The organism is Okeania sp. SIO2F5, from assembly GCF_010692685.1.
Classification (GTDB): domain Bacteria; phylum Cyanobacteriota; class Cyanobacteriia; order Cyanobacteriales; family Microcoleaceae; genus Okeania; species Okeania hirsuta.
Map to the genome: position 1 here is coordinate 1 of NZ_JAAHGU010000131.1, position 20,134 is coordinate 20,134.

General features: G+C 34.4%; 12 protein-coding genes and 1 pseudogene. 7 read left to right on the top strand and 6 right to left on the bottom strand.

The features are described from left to right. Nucleotides 1-290 precede the first annotated feature (290 nt). Together F6K27_RS26600 and F6K27_RS26605 are read right to left on the bottom strand one after the other, a co-directional pair. On the bottom strand, nt 291-419 hold the full coding sequence (locus F6K27_RS26600) for a hypothetical protein (protein ID WP_287245186.1): 129 nt from the start codon (nt 417-419) through the stop codon (nt 291-293). Continuing rightward, nucleotides 416-1,378 (bottom strand): aldo/keto reductase, encoded by a 963-nt coding sequence (locus tag F6K27_RS26605; protein WP_287279175.1) that lies wholly within the window; start codon nt 1,376-1,378, stop codon nt 416-418. The genes F6K27_RS26600 and F6K27_RS26605 overlap by 4 nt, the downstream gene beginning before the upstream one ends. 581 nt (nt 1,379-1,959) lie before the next feature. Between F6K27_RS26605 and F6K27_RS26610 the strand changes: the two genes are divergently transcribed. The 3 genes from F6K27_RS26610 to F6K27_RS26620 all read left to right on the top strand — a co-directional run bounded on the left by F6K27_RS26610 (nt 1,960) and on the right by F6K27_RS26620 (nt 5,965). After that, nucleotides 1,960-3,960 carry an Ig-like domain-containing protein gene (locus tag F6K27_RS26610; RefSeq protein WP_287279165.1) on the top strand — a complete coding sequence of 667 codons (2,001 nt, stop codon included), beginning with the start codon at nt 1,960-1,962 and terminating at the stop codon, nt 3,958-3,960. A gap of 357 nt (nt 3,961-4,317) precedes the next feature. Beyond that, a complete protein-coding gene (locus F6K27_RS26615) occupies nt 4,318-5,277 on the top strand; it encodes a glycosyltransferase (RefSeq protein WP_287279166.1) in 960 nt (319 codons plus the stop codon). A 565-nt stretch (nt 5,278-5,842) separates the two neighbouring features. Then, a complete protein-coding gene (locus F6K27_RS26620; protein ID WP_287279167.1) occupies nt 5,843-5,965 on the top strand; it encodes a hypothetical protein in 123 nt (40 codons plus the stop codon). 312 nt (nt 5,966-6,277) lie between these two features. On the opposite strand, the gene F6K27_RS26625 is transcribed toward F6K27_RS26620, so the two are convergent. The 3 genes from F6K27_RS26625 to F6K27_RS26635 all read right to left on the bottom strand — a co-directional run bounded on the left by F6K27_RS26625 (nt 6,278) and on the right by F6K27_RS26635 (nt 12,282). Beyond that, nucleotides 6,278-6,976 (bottom strand): hypothetical protein, encoded by a 699-nt coding sequence (locus tag F6K27_RS26625; RefSeq protein WP_287279168.1) that lies wholly within the window; start codon nt 6,974-6,976, stop codon nt 6,278-6,280. 125 nt (nt 6,977-7,101) lie between these two features. Next, nucleotides 7,102-7,851 (bottom strand): CatB-related O-acetyltransferase, encoded by a 750-nt coding sequence (locus F6K27_RS26630; RefSeq protein ID WP_287279169.1) that lies wholly within the window; start codon nt 7,849-7,851, stop codon nt 7,102-7,104. Nucleotides 7,852-7,914: 63 nt separating this feature from the next. Further along, nucleotides 7,915-12,282: a tetratricopeptide repeat protein gene (locus F6K27_RS26635; protein WP_287279170.1), complete on the bottom strand. Its 4,368-nt coding sequence runs from the start codon at nt 12,280-12,282 to the stop codon at nt 7,915-7,917. A gap of 1,086 nt (nt 12,283-13,368) precedes the next feature. On the opposite strand from F6K27_RS26635, the gene F6K27_RS26640 reads away from it, so the two are divergent. The 4 genes from F6K27_RS26640 (at nt 13,369) to F6K27_RS26655 (ending at nt 19,293) form a co-directional block, all read left to right on the top strand. Then, nucleotides 13,369-14,031: an ureidoglycolate lyase gene (locus F6K27_RS26640; RefSeq protein ID WP_287279171.1), complete on the top strand. Its 663-nt coding sequence runs from the start codon at nt 13,369-13,371 to the stop codon at nt 14,029-14,031. A gap of 1,153 nt (nt 14,032-15,184) precedes the next feature. Further along, a complete protein-coding gene (locus tag F6K27_RS26645) occupies nt 15,185-15,616 on the top strand; it encodes an NUDIX domain-containing protein (protein WP_287279172.1) in 432 nt (143 codons plus the stop codon). Nucleotides 15,617-16,903: 1,287 nt separating this feature from the next. Then, complete coding sequence (locus tag F6K27_RS26650; RefSeq protein ID WP_287279173.1) at nt 16,904-18,832, top strand: heavy metal translocating P-type ATPase; 1,929 nt, start codon at nt 16,904-16,906, stop codon at nt 18,830-18,832. 248 nt (nt 18,833-19,080) lie between these two features. Further along, the gene (locus F6K27_RS26655) at nt 19,081-19,293 is read left to right on the top strand and encodes a hypothetical protein (RefSeq protein ID WP_287279174.1); all 213 of its coding nucleotides are present in this window, start codon (nt 19,081-19,083) and stop codon (nt 19,291-19,293) included. 168 nt (nt 19,294-19,461) lie between these two features. Here the strand turns inward: F6K27_RS26655 and F6K27_RS26660 are convergent. Continuing rightward, a pseudogene (locus F6K27_RS26660) lies at nt 19,462-20,134 on the bottom strand (GTPase); the annotation flags it as partial.

Here is a 20,134-nt window from a genome sequence, read left to right on the forward strand (position 1 = left end):
AGTCTTTCGGTGCCAACAACTAATGAAACAGCATGATTTAATACAAGGACTAACTTGCTTCCATTGGTGGCCTCAAACTAGGGCTGTTCAATTATAAGCGATCGCTTGAACATAAAGGTAGTTGGCGTTGGCGGAGTAAGTGCGGCAGCTATATCGCCATCTTTTTGGCCATAAAGTTTGAATACATCTACTGTAATGATTCTGGTTTTATTATAAGTGATCATCCGAACATGATATTAGAGGCAATTTTCTGTTTGGTGTAGGGGCAATATCAAATCAGCTCGGGTTCACTATAAACAAATATTCCAACCGATACGCCATTGCCAAATCTTTTTCGATATTCCCCTCCTGGGAGCAGTAGGGGTGGGTTCCCACACTCCCCACCCTCCCCATCTCCTATCGCCTACAACCTGCTTCAAAAATCCCACATGACAGGGCGATCGTCTAAAGGATCTGTGACTATTCGTCCGATCGCATCAATTTCTGCTAGCTCATCCTCAGATAATTTAACATCTCCAGCTTTAGCATTAGCAGTAGCTTGTTCGGCATTCCTTGCTCCAACTATAGCCTTTGTCTGGGGTTGAGCAATTAACCAGGCGATCGCTAGTTGAGCGAGACTGCACTGCTTACTTTCTGCAATAGGACGCAGTTTTTCTAAGGCTGTTTGCACTCGTTCGTAGTTTTCTTTGATATAAAATAGTCTATTTTTAGCACGAATATCCCCTTCAGCAAATCTGTGGTCTGGTCCGAATTTACCTGTTAATAATCCCTGTGCTAATGAAGAATAAGCAATAATAGAAATATTATTTTCAACACAGTAAGGCATTTCTTCTTTTTCGATTTTTCGCCAGAATAAAGAATAGGGTGGTTGGGTACTATCAATCTGACCATATTGAGCTGCTTCTGCTGTTTGTTCGCGAGAAAAATTAGACACACCAATTGCTCGAATTTTACCCTCTTTTTTAAGTTTATTAAGAGCATTCATTGTTTCTTCAATTGGTACAATTTCACTATTAAATGCACCAGACGGCCAGTGAATTTGATAGAGGTCAATATAATCAGTTTTCAGGTTTTTGAGGGAGCGATCGCAAGCTTCTATTACTTGGTTATATTTGAGATGATTCGGAAAAACTTTGCTTGCTAAAATTACTTGTTCTCGTACATCTGCCAATGCTTGAGCAACTATTATTTCTGAGTAACCATCTCCATAAATTTCAGCAGTATCAATTGTGGTGATACCTGCATCAACAGCCGCTCTTATTCCTTTGATAGTTTCAGAATCTTCAATATCTGCCCATCCTCGTTTTCCAGCTTGCCATGTACCCATAATGATTGGGGTAATTTCAATTTCAGAGTTACCTAATGTTCGCTTCTCCATCATTGTCTCCTAATTATTCCGAGTCTAATTATAGCTATAACAGATTGTGCATTACAGCGCTTTTGCTGATTGATGAACCACATCGTCATAACCAAAACCCTGTAGGGGCGCCCTTGCGAAGCCCATGCCGTCAGGCTATATGGCCATTCGCCCCTACTGTGCCGAAATGAAAACCGCTGTAAGTCAAGAACTAAAATTGAATTTGGGATACTATGGGTTATATATTTTATAGAGAAAATTAACTACATAATTTTACTTGTTGAGAAACTTGGTTTGACTAAATATTTTTGTATAGATATATTTTTGCCGATTGCAGTATATTTATTGATATAGAAAGACAATTTTCAAGTAATTACTGAAACTTTACCATTTCTTTAAAATAAGCCTCAGTAAATTCACGAAAGCAATTTGACTGAAAAAATAAAAAGTACCCCAAACAACTTGTAACTATAACAATAAAAAGCTAAAAAAAGTTAGGGTTAATATATAAGTATTAAATTTAAGGTAGTGGTACAAATAGTTATAATTATGTTGAGGGTGGCAGGTATAAATTAACAATAGAAACAACAGGAGAAACAAACATGACGGTTTTGAACGAAACCTTTGACAATGATTTGCTATTTACAAAAAGTACCCCTTTCTTCTCTGATAGTGCTCAAGACTACTTCGGTATCTCAGATGGTACTAATAGTGGCGATTATGATGGTAATTCTGCTCCTTCAGGTATCAAAAGCTATACCGGTTTTTCGGGAAATTTTCTAACAGGTATGGACTTAGATGGTGAGGGAGCATCACTACCTGTGTCACTAACTTGGTCTGGTGTGAATATTGATGGGCTAACAAATTTAGAATTTAGCGGTGATTTTGCAGAATTCTTTGATTCTCCAGGGAGTGTTGACAATTCAGACTATATCCTAGTAGAATACCAAATTGATAGCGGAGGCTTTCAGCCTCTTCTCGAATTTCGCCTAGACGAAAATGAAGACGATGGAACTAACGGTGTTTTTAAGGAAGACACTGATTTCAATGGTAGTGGTGATGGGACAACACTTGGTGATGCAGCACAGACTTTTACTAAGGCGATTGCGGGTACAGGTTCCACTCTTGATTTACGTCTAACAGTGAGCCTTAATGCAGCAAATGAAGACTTCGGAATAGACAATTTTATAGTAAGTGATAGTAGTGGATCAGATACCACTGCACCTAAAATTGAAACCTTTACCCCTGCTGATAATGATAGTAGTGTTGCAGTAGATGTAAATTTAGTCATGGACTTTGATGAAAATCTCCAAGCAGGCAGTGGTAACATTACCTTGAAGAAGGCAAGTGATAACTCAAACGTTGCAGCTACAGTATCCATCACTGGCGACAAAGTTACTATCAACCCAACTGCTGACCTAGCAGAAGGAACAGAGTATTATGTCGAGATAGATGCAGGAGCAATACAAGACACTGCTGGAAACAATTACGCTGGGTTCTCAGATGTTACAACTTGGAACTTCACCACCGCCAGCAGCGATACAGTAATATCTGGTACTAATCAAACTCTTTATGACGGCACAACAGGGGAACTTCCTAATGATACAAACGCCACAGCTAGCGGTCAGTGGCTACAACATTACAACTTTCTAACTAACACCAACCCGCCTATTAATCCTTCAAATGTTCAAAACATTATCACTGATGCAACTCAATTAGATACTACCGGTAACAATGCCATTTATGCAGGTTACAGCAACTACACAGCACAAAATGCTCTAGTTAATTCTGATTTCCCTACCCTGGATAATACTCAGGGTTATATGGTTAACTTTACTATCGATGTCAACTCAGAACAAAACAACGGCGACGACTACAACAATGATGGAAAGAATGATCGTGCAGGTTTCAGTGTCGTTGTGGTTAGTGAAGATACTACTAAGGCGATCGAATTGAGTTTTGAGGAAGATCGTATCTGGGCGCAAAATGTCACAGGCACATCTACCACCGATCTAGTACAATCAGAAGGAGTGAATTTAGATACTACTCAGAAGCGAGATTATAATATTAAAGTATCGGGAGACACCTATACTCTCTTTGCTGATGACAATGCTATTCTTAGTGGAGATTTACGAGATTACACGGGAGTCAACCTGGGGAATTTATCAAGTGTTTATCAAACTTCCAATATGCTGTTTTTAGGTGATCGTAATGATGACGCTGGTGCTGAGGTTGATATTTATGATGTGTCGGTGACAACTCCTACTGCGAACAATAGTGAACCAGTTCGGTTTGATTTTAATGGGGATGGAGTCCCAGATCTTCTCTGGCATAACAACACCACTGGAGAAAACCGCATCTGGTTAATGAACAATGATGGTACTCGTGACTCTGTTGTTAATCCTGGTACTGCTGCAACTGATTGGGATGTGCAGGCAGTGGAAGATTTTACCGCAGATGGAGTCCCCGATCTTCTCTGGCATAACAATACCACTGGAGAAAACCGCATCTGGTTAATGAACAATGATGGTACTCGTGACTCTGTTGTTAATCCTGGTACTGCTGCAACTGATTGGGATGTAATTACGAATGACTTCACTTGAGTTTAGTGTAAACTTTTAGTTAGAACGTTCTAATTAGGGTTTGCGCTCAAAAGTCTTTTTGCTCTTTGTAGTAGTCAGTAGTCAGAAGAAATAGTGGATTACAGAAGATGTAGTCGGAACAATTTTTCCTTGATTTTTCTGTCCTTGTCTGCTCAAAATACTAGCATACATGAGCTTTTTACACCGAAAACAGGCGCACTTTTTTCGCTCCTTTAAAAGCTAAAAACTTTATCTGTAAAGGCTTTGAGATTTAATCAGCAAGCCCTAATTATAAGGAGCAGGTTTGTAGTTTAACTTCAGTCTCCAGTCAGGATCGTAGTCCAACTACAAACAAGTTTTTTTATACCAATTGAAAAAATGCCACAAATTAGTGTGATAATTCCTGTCTATAATGGAGAAAAGTACGTTACTCAAGCTATAGATAGTGTGATCAATCAAAATTATACTGATTATGAAATTATTGTAGTTGATGATGGATCAAGGGATTCTACCCAGAAGGTGCTGGAATCTTATTCTAGCAAGATTAATTATTTTTATCAAGACAATCAAGGTTCTGCTGCTGCTCGTAACAGAGGTATTGAGAGTGCCAATGGTGATTTAATTGCATTTCTAGATGCAGATGATTTTTTTCTCTCACCAGACAAACTATCACAACAAGTTAAATATTTTGAGCAAGATGCTGAATTAGGAAGTGTTCATACAGGTTGGCAGTTAGTTAATCATAGTGGTGAAAGTATATCTGATATCTGTCCTTGGGAATATGCACCCAAACTAGACTTGGAAACTTGGTTGAAGTGGAAACCTGTACTTACAAGTACAATGATGGTGCGCCGTAGTTGGTTAATGTGCGTGGGTGGGTTCGATATTGCTTTGCGACAATGCCATGATGTTGATTTAGTATTACGTTTAGCTCTTGAGGGTTGTAAATTTGAGTGGTTACGTCAAATAGCTGTCGCTTATAGACTACACCAAGGTAACACAACTGCTAATAGTATTCAACAGAGTAAGTATGCGATCGCTGTTCTAGATAAATTTTTTGCCAGAGATGATTTACCTAAATTTATCTGTAAAATTGAGTCAGAAATACGTTATCATACTTTAGTTTGGGTTGCTTGGTATGAGTATTATCATTATAATTATCAAGGAATGGCTGAGTATTTAAAAGATTCTCTCAAATACACACCTTATTGGAAGGCGCAAACTATAGCAGATTGGATAAATAAATTTACACAGTTTTCAGGCGATCGCGACCATGAAATAAACTTTTATTATTTGACCGAATTACCAGAATGGCAAAACTTAGTAGGAGCAATATAACCTACATTACGCACTTCAAAATGTAGCATAAATACAAGTCAAAAGTCAAAAGGCTAAAGGCAAAAGTAAGAAGTAATATCACGTTCGGATAATCAGTTATAAAAAAAACTTCTGGCCTTGAACCTTTCTTTCCCTTCTGTCTTCCTTCCTCCAAAGTGTAATATCATGTCCGTTTGATATCATGTCCGGTAGCATCGTTTGTGTATAACCTACATTCCGCACGACAAAACGTAGTATAAAAATATAAGTCAAAAATCAAAAGTCAAAAGTCAAAAGTAAGAAGAAAATTATAGTGGTCAATAGGAGTCAATAATTCAGTAAGTATTTATGCTTAATATTTAACTGAAAATTTGACTTTTGAGAAGTAATTTATACAGTATAAATATTTACCAATAATAGAAATTGTATATTACTTTTAATGTTACAAATTGACGTGCGGAATGTGGGGTATAAAATTAAGGTGACACTCTTGAGAAAACCTTCTGCCTCCTGCCTCCTGCCTTCTGCCTTCCTTCCACTAAAGTCTAATTATTCAACCGGACATGATATGAACAGTGATAAATAAATGACAGAGAATTCAGGAGTTAACCCACCCCTAACCCCTCCCAGGAGGGGAACGACTGAGTCATATCATGTCCGTTGGTATCGTTTGTGTAAACCCAAGGATGAATATCTACAGGAAATTTAGATTTTTTTCTTGCTCAATAGCCTTCCTCCCTCTTCTTTCCTCTTCCCTCTCCCCTCTTCCTTCTTCCTTCTTCCTTACCTTTGCTATACAATACCGATGCTACCGGATATGATATCAGGAGGAAAGAAAGAAGAAAAAACAGCAGCAGAAGGAGAAAGTTTTTTGACCGCTAATTATCCGGACATGATATAACTTTTGACTTTTGACTTCATTGAATGGTGCGATTACTGTATAACCGGATTTTATATAACTAGACTTCCTACACCGAGAACAGCATTTTATGATAAAAATTGAATCATAATTAGTTTTTATTTAATTCAAAAGCTTATGATAACGTTCTTCAATACTAGGAATAATAGGATACAAATCTATTAACTCCTGGCGCGTTAAAGCTGTATTTTTATGAGATAAATCACTAACCTTACCCTTTTTCCCAAGTTGATAATCAAGACTATTTACCTTAGGCCAATTAGATTCCATATATTTAAACCGATCGGTAATTGCACACTCTAAAAAATTTAAGAACTTATCTGAACTAAAATATTTATGATTATTTATATCTAATATAAAAAGTCTTCCAAGTGAGCCTAGATATTCTAAAATATTCAAGTCTGCTATCCAATTAGACACAACCTCTTCCTTTTTTTTTCCCCATTTGGGAATTAGACTGTGACTTAAAACAATTTCTTCAATAGGCCTAATTGTAGATAAAAATTTTGCTTTTGGAAAAGATGAAGAAATCTCTACTGCTAACATATCTTTTCCAGGATGTTCTATTTTTACGGATTCAATATTATGTAGTCTAAAATACTCTAACGGCTGATTTTGCTGCCAGAAAAATTTATAGTTAGGTTTGAGAATTTCTTTGTTTACTGATTCGTTTCTTCCCGGGGTCAACGATGAAAATTTTGATGAGATACAGGTAGGATTTTCTTGCAGGACTGAATTAGTTAACTTAATCAAAAACTCACTACCACATCTTGTTCCTGTAGCAAATACAATTTTAATCATAATTTTTTTTAATCCTAGTAAGAATTGATAAAGTTTGTTATCTTCATTAAATTATATATTTAGCAATTTTATTTTGGTGAATCAGGGTATGGTTAAGCAATACCTAAGATATTACTTTGATAGTTTTAATTTGTGAATAAAAAAATATCTTCTTTTTCCTGCCCTGAATTATTTTTTTGTATTAACTCTTTTAATTTTTCTAAAGATTCTATTATATTTTTTGCCGGAATATTATTAACAATTATTTCATGATTTAGATTCCACCATTCACTAGCAAGTAGCTCATTAATAATATGATTTCTAAACCTAAAACCCAGTATTTTACTAGGAACTCCTGCCACAATAGCATAAGGTGGCACATCCTTAGTAACTACTGCATTAGCTCCTACTACTGCGCCAACACCTATTTTCACTCCTTTGACAATTACTGCTCCATCTCCAATCCACACATCATGCATAATTGTAGTTAGTGGTACAGTCGCTTTAATATTTTTTCCTTCCGGTAAAACTGATTTCTCCAATTCTTTTTTAGTAATTGAACTTTTGGGTGATAAACAACTAGATGAAAATGGGTGAGTGGATAAATAATGATATGGATGCTGTCCTGCTGCAATTGAGACGCGACGACCTATAGAGCAATATCTACCTATAAAACAATCTCTAATAATTCCACCAGGGTTAATGTATGAATACCTACCAATAAAAGCACCCCGATATTTTGATGAAATAAATTCACTGTTAACTACATTGACATTGCTTTCAAAGAAAAGTGAACCTGTCAACCTGCAATTCAAATTAGAGTTACACATAATTTTGCACTCTTTTATGCTTTTTATTGAAATAGCATTCTTGTGTAATTGACTAAAATCTATCATCTGTTCAGATTGCAATTAATATTAAAAGCTAGTTTGATTAAATCATTGATAGATTACCATACTTTAAAGGTAAATACTATAGTCATTAAGATGCCAACGATATATATTGTTTTCTTTTATTGCCTCCTGTGACTGTTTCTCAGAAGAGGATATATCACTTTCTGAAACATCTTGAATTGCTAGATTAGGAGAAAACACAAAACATCTGTCTTTATATTGATTTTGAACAGCAGTTAACGGACCAATATCAAAAGGCAAATTGTAGAGCAAGCAATAGTTTAAAAGTATCGGGTAAGCAGAGTAATGTATAGCAACTGCATGAGAACCCACACTAGAGCCATTGCATAAATACAAATTTTTAGTCTGCCAGCTAATCCAATCATCACCCCAATCATATTGAAGTGCCCCCAATTGTAGTATCATCCAATTGTCAGGTAATTGTTGATATATTTGAGAGAATAATTGGTTAAAATCATTGTGAAAAATAACATCATCATCAAACACTAAAATTGATTCATAATCTTTACTAATAGCCTCTGTTAATATTGCAATATAAGACTTTAAATAACCCCACGCACCAGGAGAGGCGATCGCCTTGGCCTTATTTTTATTTTCTACAAAGGCTACTTTGCTAATGATGCTGATATTTGGGTTTAGGTAAAACTCTTTCCATGTTGAAATAAAAGTTTCTTGAAGAGGAAAATTGACTAGAGGTTGTTGAGAATATTCCTGGTATTCTGACAGATTTGGTTCTTTTTTACCATCAACTGCAGAATAACGTTCAAATTCTATACCTAGTTTTTTAGTCTGTCGTAAAACTTTTTCTAAACGGTCTTGCCTCCTATCAAGATTAAGAACAAACACTTTTTCAAATACATCATTTATATGAGTAAAATTATAAACACAATTAATTTGACGCTTGGTAAACTTTTGATTTAACTTTTCCTCTATAAAAGTCCTTCCTTTTCGAGAAACATAAATTCTATTTGAATTTTTAACAACCAGATTTCTTCGTTTTAATTCTTCAGGTTCTTTGGTTTTTTTATAATTTTCATTCCAGGGTAAACTACACCTGTAATTTTCAGAGTTAGCTTGTAGCTCTATGTATTCATTACTATTTTTAGCATCGAAAAAATGTTTTTCTGTATTAAAACCAGCTCTAGCACATCGTGCAGAATAATCTATATGCCATTGTCCTCTAATCGGGAAATTTTTTTCATCTGTATAACCTACTCGGTTAATAACATTTGGAGTGATAGTAAAGAAACTTCCATCGCAAGAAAAAACATCCACAATTGACTCACATTTACCTGAAGAATCATAAGTAGGTTCAGCTAATTGGAAATTTGGGTCAGACTGCTTCCTTTTTAAATTTAGATATTGTTGCCAATTCCTGTAGCATAAATGTTCATAACCACTAGATTTGACTGCCTCCGCATATAACTTATCCCATCCAGACTGAATAAAAAAGATATCATCGTCAACATGAAATGCTAAATCAAACCCTATCAGCATACTCAAATCGAAAATTGTGTTGGTTTGACCGCAAGCATATACTCCATGATTGTATATTACATGAAGTTCATGGGGAATTGTCAGACTTTGAAGATAACCAACTGTCCCATCTGTTGAACCATCATCAGCTATGATAACAACCCACTCAAAATCTAAACTTCTTGTTGTTAAAAAACTCTCAATACATTTTTGTAGATAGTCTAATCTATTCCAGGTTTTGATTGCAAATATAAATTTTGGTCTGGCAATACCTTGATGAACAATGGTTTTAATTGTTAGAGGACTATATTTCCGTAAGGCATGATTTTGTACAGCACTGGAATTGAAGCAAGAATTAGTTTTGGTGTGAGATTCGCTATATATAGTTTGAATATGTAACTCACTACTGTTTTCTACAATCCAATTTCTTGGTCTGCTTATAGAAATTAAAGGCATTGATTTAGATTGTGCATACAGTGCTAACCATACGTCAGCAGAATTTCTAAATAAAAAGTCCTTCTTTTTCATTGTATTCTTTGTGAGAGAAAAAGCAACTGTACCTGTACCTAAAACATGAACTTGCCTATCCAGATCAAGAGCATGGGAAAACCTGAGTGTATGTCTATTTTGTTGGTTATAGTATTCTATTAGTGGTTGTTTGATAAATACACCATGACAACCAAGAATAGCGTTTCCATTATATTCATCTAATTTATTAATAATTTTGTCAACGTAATTTGGAGGATATAATAGATCGTCATCAACTGTAAACATAACATCAAAGGACTTATCTTCTACCCAATAAAACTTACCTGCATCACCAAAATCTCCACAATCTTGCGATCTTATATACTCAATCTTCGGGTCTTGTAAAAAGTCTGGAACATTAGAGTAATTATTCAGATAAACACATAATTTATCTACAAAAGGATATAAGCAATTAATCACATCAAATAGCATACTTTCTCGTTCACCAACAGATGCCATGCAAGCCACAGTTTTAACTGATTGTGATTTGAATAGTTGGGAACTTTCATAATCTAAAGGATTAAATTTTCTAGAGCTAGCTATTTTAACTAATTTAAGAAATTTAAAATTAACTTCTTCTTCTATCTTTGGTTTGTCTACCAGAAACCTTATTGTTAATTTTTTTGTTTTAAACGGTGTCCTAAAATTTGACGTTCCCTTGACATTTTGAGTTCCAGTTTGATTCAAATATTCATGGCTAATTATCTGTAGATTATTGTCTATATCTACAACTGATATGAATATATTTCCTTGTTGTAATTTTGTATTCAGTTCATATTCTATGAAGTAAAAGCAATCTGATTCAACAGAAGTAATAATTTTTTCTATACCTGGTGTACTTGTATCTTGTTGAATTATAATTTTGCCGTGTTCAAGTAGTTTAACTTTTTGAGTTACTTTCCAATTACACCAAGACTCTTGTAAATCGTCAACAAATATTGTAATATTATTAACTTCTACTGTTGTTGGAATAGCTTGATTATTAATTTCTAATAATAATTGTTCAAGTTCTTCTTTTACTTGATTATTATTTGGTTGTAACTCACAAAAACGACGATAACAAATAACAGCATCATTTAATTTTTTTTGTGCAACAAAAACTTTTCCCAGATTATAAATAGACCAAAAATAATTAGGATTAATATTTAATGTCTGACGATAACAATCAACAGCTTCATTTAGTTTTCCTTGTTTTCTGAAAATATCACCTAAATCGTGATAAACTAGCCATGAATTTTGATTAATTTGTAGTGCCTTTTGGTAGTTATCAGCAGCTTCATCTAACCTACCCTCTTTGGCAAATTTTAGACCTAAATCTACATGATTTTCTGTAGGAGCGATCGTAATCTTTTCCTCGTTTGTTTTTAGATGAAGATGTTGATTTTCTTTTTCAACTTCCATCAAAAGTGTAAGTTTTTCTTTGATTGCCAAATTGGATTCAATTTGTAAAGCTTTCTGATAGCTTGCTATTGCTCCTGATATATCATTTTGCTTTTCTTGCACATCTGCTAACTTGAGAATTAGTTCCCAGTTATCAGGAATAAACTGCAAAGCTTGATGGTAGATATTGATAGCTTGCTCCCAATTTTGCTGCTGACTCAATATATCGCCTAGTTGTGCATAACCTTTAAAATTTTTAGGTTGTAACTCAATTGCTTTCTTAGAAAAAACAATAGCTTGAGCTAATTCTCCTGTTCTGAAGAAAGTACTTGCTAACTGCAAGTTTGTAGTATAATCATTGGGTATTATTTCTAGTATTTTGTAGTAATTATCGAGCCTATCGGGGTTTTCTTCTATAGCGTGGCGATATGAAAAAATAATTTCTTCTGAAGCTAATCTAGTTTGTTTATTTAGGGTATTAGCTAATTTCTCATGTACTCCTACCAAATCTGGCTGTAACTCAATTGCTTTTCGATATGCACCGATCGCCTCTTCCCAATCCTCTAACTTTACCAATACATCCCCTAACTTATAATAAGTCCAAGGAAAGTTAGGATTTAATTCTATTGCTTGACTATAAGCATTAACCGCTTCTTCCCACTGCTCTAACTTAACTAATACATCTCCCAAATTATTATAAGACCAACAAAAATCTGACTTTAATTCTATAGATTTATGATAATTAATAATCGCCTCTTCTAACTCTCCTATTTCTGGCAACAAACTCCCTAATTTATGATATACTTCCCACAATTCTGGGTTGATTTCAACTGCTTTTTTATAAACATTTATTGCTTCTGTTTGATCTCCTGTTTCTACCAAAGCATCACCTAAAAAGTGGTAAGCATCTGCAAAATTTTGTTTTCTTTCAATTGCTTGACGATAAGCAGCGATCGCCTCTTTCCATTCTCTCTTTTTTGCTAAGGCTTTACCTAAGCTGAAATAAATTTTTGCCTGTTTAACATTCATTTTTTGCTGTTTTGTGAGCGATACAAATTTTTTTGAAGTTTCCTCTATTACCTACTCCTGTCTGATATATCTAGATCAATAATACAGCTATTTGCAGAGATAATCAGTACAGTAACAACAGTGAGTAAAAAAAAAATTTTATTTGCTCCAAGGAACACAACTGAATACCTAATATCATCTTCGTTTAATTAGTTATACTAAAGTTCTTAGGTGGTAGGTCGTAGGTGTAAATTCAAGCTCTAACACTGGAAACCGAGCACAAATTTGGGATATTCCTTCCAGATAACTTCAATAGAAAATTTTTATTATACTTAATCATCCGGACATGGTATAATTCTAACAACTTGGTTACTGCTTCAAAGTTTATGGGAAGAAATCTGCGGATAAATGCTTTTAGTTCCTACCGTAGATGCTTGATGGGATTAAATTCTGGTCAATAGGGAGATAGATACACTTATTTACAATTTTTGGCGTTGCTGATTTGAGGTATGAAATTCAACTAGTGGTAAATTTTCAGCCAAAACAATACTGCAAATTATACCTATTTCTTCCTAATTTAATCACCGAAAAACTTGTTTCTACCTACTGTGCTGACTCACTCCTCCTGACTCACTCCTCGGTCTTCCTGTGAAATCATACATTTATTCAGCAACGCCCAATTTTTATATGGGTGGTTGATTCAGGATTATTTTAGAGGGTTTGAACTGTAAATATGCGAGAGAGAACTAATCTACTACCGCTCCAGGCGATAATTTGGGACCTAATTCTTCTTGGATAAATTGTTGAAAACTTTCTCCATTCATTTAATATTATTACTATTGTACCTAATAGTTCTGCAAAACGCTGTATTTTGCCATAGGGTAGGATGAGCGAACAGTAGTTAGATAGGATTAATCATACCAAATTCAAAAAAGATAGTTACACTAGAATCAGAACAAAACTTTTAAGAGATTTGCAAAAGACAACGGCAAGCAAATGTAGAAATGGCTGTTTGTTGAAACACAATTATCTAGTTGACAGAACTCTGCTAAGTCAATGATAGAGGCATTTTAGTCTCATATAAAAGCGCTGTAATATTTTTAACCAATGATACAACCAATTGATTATCTTTCTCCTGATGTACCCCTGGAACTGCCTTGGTACAAACTGCCAATTGTCATCGCTACACCTGAGTCACTCAAAGGTTATGGACAACTGGTAGATGATTATCGAAATTTTCCCATTGAAATTGTTACTTGGCCTGCTCAAGGTTGGCGTTCGATAGATGTAGATACAGGTAATCAAGGTGGTACTACTGCAGGCAATTTTGATGTGTGGTGGGAAGGAGATTTTTTGTATGGTAGAAACCAAGCAGTGAACGATCAATATCTATTTGGTTGGTCAAAAAATCCTGGGGAAGCTCAAAAAATTCCCCAGGAAAAATTAGATCGTTCTTGTGTTTTGTTATGGCATACAAATTATCATCCAGACAGTGGGCAATTATTTTTCCCTCTGAATAGTTCGCCATTTGTTGTACTTTTAGCTTTACCTGGTGATGATGTGAAACCAGAAGATTTTAAAGCTTTTTATTTTGATGGCACTCGGGGACTATATATACATCCTAATATTTGGCACGAAGGAATTTTTCCACTAACTTCAGAAGCTAGTTTTTATGATTGCCAAGGCAAGGTTCATGCTAGGGTTAGTTGTAATATTGCTCAAGAGTTTGGTTTGTTTCTTTCTGTACCCTTAAAAAAATTAGATAATTAATTTTATAATAAGTATTTTGACTTAGTTACTTTTCTTAATATTATCGGTCAGACTAATGAAAATATTTTGCTTGAAAAAGGTGGGGTTAATAGGCGATCGCTCCAATAATCATATTTATTAGAATAAAGTTTTTACCTCGATCCCCTATCTGATAACCCTCTAATCTCTAGCCAAGTTTCTTAATTCTATTTGGAATCCAGCTCAATGCTAAGTAAATTAATCCCAAATAAACTGTAGCTGTTAGTAAAATGTAAAACCCATCAAAGTCAATCATTATAGATACCCCCTAGCTGTAATTTTTTTCTCTCTAATACTCTTATTATTGCTTTCAAGATAATGACATCCCCTAATTTAGTACCTCAATAGGGTGAAACCTGGAACTACCAGTTAGGTTAATCCGATGCCATCAACCATTTATTGCCTGTCTCTTAACAAAATGCGCCCTAGTATACATTCCCAATTTTTATTGGTAATTAATATCATATACTAATCCTAACATAAATCATTTTTTTGAGAAACAGACCGCTAAAGTTTTTCTACAAATATCTAAAAATATAACCAAATAAAGACTATAAAAATATAAATCATAAAAAAAAGTTATATATTTGAATATTGATTTAGAGAATTCGATCTTATATATTCAGCTATGAGGATTCTTGATGATGTTTTTTCAGAGGTTGCATCTGGCCTAAAAGTTGTTGAGCAGTTCTGATGAACTTTGAATCTCAGAGAAAAGAGTATAATTATTGTCTTTAATATAGATAAATGAGATAAATCTAAGTATAACTACTTAGTAATAAGTTTATTAATATTTAGAATATCTGAAAACTTTTTTGTGAAAGTCTTTAAGATTACATATTGTCCAACTAAAAATGAATATACATCTCAAATGGTATCAATGTCTGGGACCGGCGTTTTTTGACTAGGAGTCAGGAGGACTGAGGACCGAGTCAGGAGATCAGGGGAAAGCATAAAGGAAAAAGGTAGAAAAATACTCCCCATCTCCCTAACTCTCCATCTCTTTTTAAATAAATCTCAAATGAGTTCTATGTGACTAGAGCGATCGCATTTTTATCAGCTCAAATACAATTGCTAAATAACTAGACTTCAACTTAATATCTGAAAGAGGTTGAGTTAATTTTAATTAAAATAAATGCAAACAGAAGTAAGATTGAGAGTAGCAGTATTGGGGTTCTTCGTCGCAGACAATCAAGTTTTGTTGTTGCATCAAATGACAGACCCAGAACCTAATTGTTGGGACTTACCAGGAGGGGGACTGCAACCACAAGAGACCCTGATGGAGGGACTAGCGCGGGAAATTAGAGAAGAAACAGGAATTACTGATTTTCAAGTAGAGCGACTGCTAACAATAGCAGAGAATTTTTTTCCTCAAGGGGAGGGGAAGGTACTTCATAGTTTAAATATTATCTATCAATGTAGGGTGGAACCAAAACCAACTAATCTTAGTAGTGACGATCCAGAAGTCGGACCTCTGGGTATTAAGTGGTTGGCGATCGCGACTCTGACACCGCAGATGTGTTCAAATAGAGTTTGGACAGCATTACAAGCAGCAGGTTTGGTGTAAATTTGAAAGGAAGAGGGAAGAGGTTCAATAATGGATAATTGATAATTGATAATTACCTCTCCCTAAAAGGAAGAGGATTGAATAAAAGGAAAATTTTTTCTCTCTTGGTCGATTGGATATGGCGAGGAGACCCGTTCTTACAGACCCGCTCCGAAGATCGCCATCCCACCCTACGGGAAGCTGCGCTAACGACCGCTTGTTTCTCCTTGCTTATGAGAGGATTTTTACCTTAATTATTCGGTAAACGGAAGAGGGAAGAGGAAGGAAGACGGGGTTGCACATTATGGAATGATATTACCAAAAATTAGTTTAGACTTTAACTAAAAAAAACCATTAATTAGTCATTCTAGCAATTATCAAATCCAAAATCCTGTTCATCAAAAATATAAAATCATTCGTCACTGTGCAACGCCATCTTTTTTCTATCCTATTCCCTATTCCCTGTTCCCTAAAACAAACGAATTTTGTACCTTACGCTTTTTGAGAATTGCTATATATTGGAATTATATTGGAATAGTATTTAAGCAGGTACACAAAATTAATTACACATTTTTTAAGACTAAGTTACTTATATTGTAAACATTATCATGATATAGAATTGGAGTAGGTCAATATTTTCTTTATTTGCTTATAAACTATGTTTATTTTTGGGGTAATCACTACTTGTACACTACTAATATCATGTCCGCTTAATTAGTGATTATACAGTTTGTAGGTTGTAGGTTATAGGTTGTAGGTGTTAGGTGTAAATTCAAGAGGGAAGACTTGAAACGGAGTGGAAATTTGGGATATTTCTTAAACATTGAGAGGAAAATATTTTTATTATACTTAATCATCCGGACATGATATAACAATCTTTTCGAGCATTTTTGGATTTTTCACTCTTCCTTCCTGTTTTCTATAATTTTTTTCTATTAATTTTAGTTGAATATTATATTTGTTTAATTGGCGATAAAAAACTTCCTTCTTCTTCCCTCTTGACTGTAGGTCGCCAATCCGACGGTTCTCCTACCTAACTACTCAGTCCTTATTTATAATATCAAGCATCATTAATTAGCCATAATAAAAATGTTCTTCTCTGGAGAGAGAATATTTTTTCTGTTTGTCATGGGAAGCAAATAAATTTCCTCTTGCTCCCTACTCCCTACTCCCTAAATTTTTCCGAAGTGGTTATTTAAAGAAACACGATCTAAGATATTAAATAGAAATAATATATACGTTAATTTTGAATTTAATTGATTATAATGTTGACAATAAAAATTGTGTTGCTTGAGGAGCAGAATAAAAATGAGTAATCATAATCATTCTCATTGTTATAGCTGTCACCATGAAGAAAACCATACTGATACTAATCAACCTATTCAAGAGTCAAGTTTAAAACAGGAAATTTTACCTCTACTTCCAGTTATTATCATCTATATTTTAGGTTTAATTTTCTATAAAAAATTACAAAATAGTGCCTATGGAATAGGAAAATATATAGTGTTTATTCCTATCTATATATATAGTGGTTGGACTGTACTGACCAGCGCTGGAAAAAATATTTTGAAAGGTAGAATATTTGATGAAAATCTTTTAATGACTGTAGCTACATTAGCAGCGATCGCTATTCATAAATTGCCGGAAGCAGTGGCAGTTATGTTGTTTTATCAAATTGGCGAAACATTCCAGGAATATTCTGTAAAACGTTCCCGTAGTTCTATCAAATCATTATTAGAAATTCGTCCAGATTATGCAAATTTAAAAATTGACGATTCTCTACAAAAAGTCTCGCCTGAAATAGTAGAAGTTGGTAGTGAGATAGTTGTTAAACCAGGAGAAAAAATCCCCTTAGATGGTGAAATTATTTCTGGAAATTCCCAAGTTGATACTTCTGCTTTAACTGGAGAATCAATACCTAGAAATTTTACAGTTGGGCAAACAATATTAGCAGGAATGCTTAACCAAACGGGACTATTAACAATTCGCGTAACTAAACCATTTTCTGAATCTTCTATTTCCAGAATTCTAGAGTTAGTTGAAACTGCCAAAACTAAAAAATCTAAAACTGAAAGATTTATGACAACTTTTGCCAGGTACTATACCCCAATAGTTGTCTTTATTTCTTTAGGGATCGCTTTTCTGCCTCCTCTATTTATCTCCGGTGCTACTTATGCAGATTGGATAAATAGAGCTTTAATTGTATTAGTAGTTTCCTGTCCTTGTGGATTAGTAATTAGCATTCCTTTGGGTTATTTTGGCGGAGTTGGTGGAGCGGCAAAACGAGGAATATTAGTCAAAGGGTCTACATTTTTAGATGATTTAGCTGCGATTAAAACTGTGGTTTTTGATAAAACTGGAACTTTGACAGAAGGTAAACTTCAGGTGACAGATATTGTCACAAAAAATGGCTTGACTAAACCAGATTTAATCGAAGTAGCAGCTAAAGTTGAATCTTTATCAAATCATCCTATTGCTCAAGCAGTTTATAAATATAATTCTAGGAAAATTGATAATTCTGATGTTTCAGAATATCAAGAAATTGCCGGGTGTGGAATTAAGGCAAAAGTTGGTAATAAAACAGTTATTGCGGGAGGCGATCGCCTGTTACATTTAGAAGATATTCAGCACGATATTTGTGATATTGGAGATACTGCAGTTCATTTGGCAGTTGATAGTAAATATGTTGGTTATATCGTAATATCTGACCAGATTAAATTAGATGCTGCTCGGGCAATTAAATCTTTGAAAAATTTGGGTGTGGAAAAAACTGTCATGTTAACGGGAGATAATCAAACAGTTGCTCAACGGGTGGCAGAAAATTTAGATTTAGATAGTTATGAAGCTGAATTATTACCAGAAGATAAAGTCAATGCCATTGAAAAATTACTATATCGGAATAATAGGAAAGTTGCTTTTGTTGGTGATGGAATTAATGATGCTCCGGTTATTGCTCGTGCTGATGTTGGTATAGCAATGGGTAGCATTGGTTCGGATGCTGCAATTGAAACTGCGGATGTTGTAATTATGACCGATGCTCCTTCTAAGGTTGCTGAAGCAATACAAATTGGCAGGAAAACGCGTCGCATTGTTTGGCAAAATATTGGTTTTGCTCTAGGAGTAAAGGGGTTGTTTATTTTGTTGGGAATAGCAGGGTTGGCAAATATTTGGGAAGCAGTATTTGCAGATGTGGGTGTAGCGTTAATTGCGATTTTTAATTCTAGTCGAGCGTTATGAAGTCAGAAGTAAAAAATTCAAAAGTCAAATTTGTAGTGGCGTGACACAGCTAAAATCTAGACTCTGAAAAGTATTTAACAACCCGTCGTAATGTACCATTTTCTATAAAGTCAGAAGTTCGTTGAACTTAGTCCTAATATGTTCGATCAAAGTTAGTGCAATTATAATATTAAATACCTAATATTAAGGAGTTAATTAAACCGATAAATGCTTACAAAAAATCTCTAATAATTGATAATCCTCAGCAGTTGGTTTTATCAGATTTACCATTTGCAGCAGGTCAAAAAGTGGAAATCATTATTTTAGCTGAAGATCATAATGAAGTTGATAGTCAACTAGAGGAATTACGCCAAAAAATTGATCGTGCAACTGAACAAATTTTAGCGGGAAATGTGAAAGATGGAGAATTAGTTTTTGAGCAGTTACAAGCTAGATTAAAAAATGAATATGGATTAGACTAATGGCAAAGTATCAATTTTCTGAGGATGCAATTTTATATCAAGTCAGAAGTCAAAAGTCAAAAGTCAAAAGTAAGGTTTGTCGGGTGCGTTAGGAAGTTAAAAATTCAAAAGTAAAATTTGTAGTAGATTGACACAGCTAAAACTGTGTAGCTGTAATTAGACATAATATTACTGTTTTTGATCGAATTCTTTTTCCAATTGCGGAGCGAGAAATATCTCTTGAAATTTCTCTACTGATTTTGGATGGATAAATAATATAGCAATGCCAATAATGGCAAATATTGTACATAACAAGTAGTAAATAATTTGCCCATTCTGCATCCAAGTCAAGGAATCTAGAAATCCAAATTTATTGGGTTTTTCTATTTCTGCTTCAGGAGAATTTACTGTTACTTTATCTTGAATCTTACTCTCATCACCGAATACATTACCCACAACATTTCCGTCTTGATTTTCAATTTTTCGGCTTTGGTCATTAACAAATTTTTGATTCATAGTTTGACTGCCAATAATCTGATTATCATTAATATGTATTACTGAGCCACTGCTATTATTTATTGTATAGTTTCTAGAATGGCTAGCTTGTAAAAATTCTCTACTCAAGTCTCTGTCTATTACATCATCAATTAAACTTCGGATATCAACTTCATAATAAGGATAATTATCGCAGTTAGTTTTTTGTCTACCATTACTCTTCCGTTCTTTTAATTTTTCAAATTTGTAGAAGTGAGGATTCTGAGTATTTTTACAAGTTTTACAATTACAAGGAATTAATTTATTATATTTGAGTCGATTATTATAGGAACCATGAATTTTATCCAATTCGTGAGTCACAATAGTC

Coding starts and splice junctions, on each gene's coding strand:
- F6K27_RS26605 (WP_287279175.1), bottom strand. CDS start 1,378: ATGGAGAAGCGAACATTAGGTAACTCTGAAATTGAAATTACCCCAATC.
- F6K27_RS26610 (WP_287279165.1), top strand. CDS start 1,960: ATGACGGTTTTGAACGAAACCTTTGACAATGATTTGCTATTTACAAAA.
- F6K27_RS26615 (WP_287279166.1), top strand. CDS start 4,318: ATGCCACAAATTAGTGTGATAATTCCTGTCTATAATGGAGAAAAGTAC.
- F6K27_RS26620 (WP_287279167.1), top strand. CDS start 5,843: ATGACAGAGAATTCAGGAGTTAACCCACCCCTAACCCCTCCCAGGAGG.
- F6K27_RS26625 (WP_287279168.1), bottom strand. CDS start 6,976: ATGATTAAAATTGTATTTGCTACAGGAACAAGATGTGGTAGTGAGTTT.
- F6K27_RS26630 (WP_287279169.1), bottom strand. CDS start 7,851: ATGATAGATTTTAGTCAATTACACAAGAATGCTATTTCAATAAAAAGC.
- F6K27_RS26635 (WP_287279170.1), bottom strand. CDS start 12,282: ATGAATGTTAAACAGGCAAAAATTTATTTCAGCTTAGGTAAAGCCTTA.
- F6K27_RS26640 (WP_287279171.1), top strand. CDS start 13,369: ATGATACAACCAATTGATTATCTTTCTCCTGATGTACCCCTGGAACTG.
- F6K27_RS26645 (WP_287279172.1), top strand. CDS start 15,185: ATGCAAACAGAAGTAAGATTGAGAGTAGCAGTATTGGGGTTCTTCGTC.
- F6K27_RS26650 (WP_287279173.1), top strand. CDS start 16,904: ATGAGTAATCATAATCATTCTCATTGTTATAGCTGTCACCATGAAGAA.